Below are 2,453 nucleotides of genomic sequence, written 5' to 3' on the forward strand. Positions count from 1 at the left end.
AAGGCTTGACATATCCAATTTTCTTTTATTAAGAAGCAAAAGACCTATCCAAGCCTTTCTGAAAGAGCCGTCTTTGATCCATTTATTGAAATAATAGTAAATGCTTTGCCAGCAGATTTTCTCTTTGCCAAATTATTATTTCAAACTTAATTCCCTCCACTGAAAGCCCGTTTTAAGGTGCTTTAAAATAAGCTAATTATTTTTACCAGATCATATCTTGTCGAAAACCCTCTTTTTCCTTTACTTAAAGGAGGTAAAATCCATCTTTCTATTTTATTTCTACTGATGAGTTCCAGATTATCAGTTATTTAAGTTTCAATTCAAATTTGCTAATTTTCTCCGAACTCTTTTACTTTTTTTAAAGTTTAAACAACTTCTATACTTAAAAATTTTTAATTACACGATCATTTTTGCACATTTTTTAGACGAAGTATTAGGTATTCATTTGAGGTAAATTTAAAAAAAAAACTATATCTAATATTAAAAAAAAATATTAGAAGCATAATATTGAATTAATATAGATAATGCCACTGCAAATAATGGCTATAGCAGGAGATTTAACCTATCGCAGCCATAGTTTGTGCTTGATCTTCGAACACCTCTATCATTACAAAAATCAGCATAGCTAATCAAATATAGATAGTGTTTTATTACGATGGTGCATTAAGAGAAGTACCGATCATATGAGCATTTCTATTTTTTTAGAATAGCATTTGGACTTTCTTCTCATTCTTGCTAAAAAATGCCTAAACAAACTATTATAAGCTTCTAGGGTAAATGTTTCTGGTTTGAAAGTGTTGAACTGGATGAACTTATTCAGGAAAAAAAAGAATACATGTTTAGCCTTGAACTTTCAGAATATCAGGATTTAGCAATTATTTACAAATAATTTGAACAATGGAATCAATTGCAAACAGAAATAATCCTTTCAAAGCCATAGTTGAACAACTACCTGAAAGAAGAAAGTTTGTTTTCAAGATGATTCAAGGGAATCCCGGAATTTCGTCACAAGATTTATCCGGGATGACCTTACTTCCTATTAATGAAATACTGCCAAGGGTGCGGGAACTGCGAGATATATTTTTGGTAGCAGAAGACGGAAGTAAAGTTAACAAGTTCACGAATAAGAACAATACAATTTACCGAACATTAAACAGTGTAGAAGAAAGAATTGATTTAATCAATGCTGAATTTGTTCGCCTTCGTGACAGTAAAAGTAAACTTGAATCAGATTATCATCTTGGATTAACCTTGTTCACCAAGGAAATAGTGAAAAAGGAAATTGATAAAATAAAATCCAAGATTACATCACTTGAAAAAATATTAGATGTCATTCAGGCAGCTTAAAATTAATCAAAATGCCAAAAATTTTCGGACGGATATTAAAGAAACAGAAGATTGGAGTTGAAGGAAAATCTTTAAGGATGGACTTGATTATTGAAGAAGATACAGATAATCAATTCTGCATTCAGACCAGACCAAAGAACTTCTATAAAATAATTGACCTTGACACAGGTGATTATGTTCAGGTTGAATACCGGAATGAAATTTCCGAAAATGGGGAAAATACCTTCAATAATCTAATATTATAAACCATAAAAAGAATAAGATGACAGCACCAGCATTTCAATTATACGCAGAGGATTTTTTAACCGGATGTATTTTCTTGACAAATGAAGAAGTAGGTATTTATATTAAGATTCTGGCTAAACAAGGGACTGATGGGAAAATACCCAAAAAAAGGCTTGGGTTTTTAGTGGGTATTGAGTGGGTTAATTTTTCTGATGAATTAAAAGAAAAATTCATTGAAGAGGATGAATTTATTTACAACAAAAGGCTTGAAATTGAACGTGAAAAAACATCCAATTTCCATAAAAAACAAGCGGAAAATGGTAAAAAAGGAGGTTACCAAAGAAAGAAGTCATTGAAAATCAATCAGATAAATTACAAGAAAATAAAAACCCAGTGGTTTCAGTTGGGTTAACCCAAACCAAAACCCAAATAAAAGCCAAAAAAAGCCCTTCATCTTCTTCTTCTAATGTTCTTTTTTTAAAAGAACATTAGAAGAAAATATAATAAAAGAAATTCCGGTTGAAGTTTCTTCTGAAAATTCTGGTGGTATAAATCCGAATTCAGGCAAAAGAAAAAAAGTTGCGCAAAAAAAAGAAAAGTATTTCAGCAAAGAAGATTTCAAGAAAAAGATATTGGACTTGGGTGTTGAAGAAGAAGATGCTGACGGATGGATTGAGGTAAGACGCCAGAAAAGAGCTGTGTTCACAGAAAATGCAATCAAACTTGTTTTGGAAGAATGTAAAAAACACAACATTAAGAGGCTGTTTAAATTTGTGTAGAAAATTTTGTTAGGAAGGTTTTCAGAAGTTGGATATTTGGAAAAAAAGGAATGAAATACCCAACTGATCTAACTGAAAACCAATGGCAATATATAAAGAAAA

General features: G+C 30.9%; 3 protein-coding genes and 1 pseudogene. 3 read left to right on the forward strand and 1 reads right to left on the reverse strand.

Annotated elements, in window-relative coordinates; genetic code table 11:
- Positions 1-679: 679 nt before the first annotated feature.
- Positions 680-790, reverse strand: a pseudogene (locus GNY06_RS03280) (IS1 family transposase); the annotation flags it as partial.
- A 107-nt stretch (positions 791-897) separates the two neighbouring features.
- On the opposite strand from GNY06_RS03280, the gene GNY06_RS03285 reads away from it, so the two are divergent.
- The 3 genes from GNY06_RS03285 to GNY06_RS03295 are packed head-to-tail and all read left to right on the forward strand — an operon-like array spanning position 898 to position 1,984.
- The gene (locus tag GNY06_RS03285) at positions 898-1,347 is read left to right on the forward strand and encodes a hypothetical protein (RefSeq protein WP_166518785.1); all 450 of its coding nucleotides are present in this window, start codon (positions 898-900) and stop codon (positions 1,345-1,347) included.
- 11 nt (positions 1,348-1,358) lie between these two features.
- Positions 1,359-1,592, forward strand: a complete 234-nt coding sequence (locus tag GNY06_RS03290; protein ID WP_166518786.1) for a hypothetical protein — start codon at positions 1,359-1,361, stop codon at positions 1,590-1,592.
- A 17-nt stretch (positions 1,593-1,609) separates the two neighbouring features.
- Complete coding sequence (locus tag GNY06_RS03295) at positions 1,610-1,984, forward strand: YdaU family protein (RefSeq protein WP_166518787.1); 375 nt, start codon at positions 1,610-1,612, stop codon at positions 1,982-1,984.
- Positions 1,985-2,453: the final 469 nt, after the last annotated feature.

The sequence above is a fragment of the Elizabethkingia argenteiflava genome (assembly GCF_009904105.1).
Lineage (GTDB): Bacteria > Bacteroidota > Bacteroidia > Flavobacteriales > Weeksellaceae > Elizabethkingia > Elizabethkingia argenteiflava.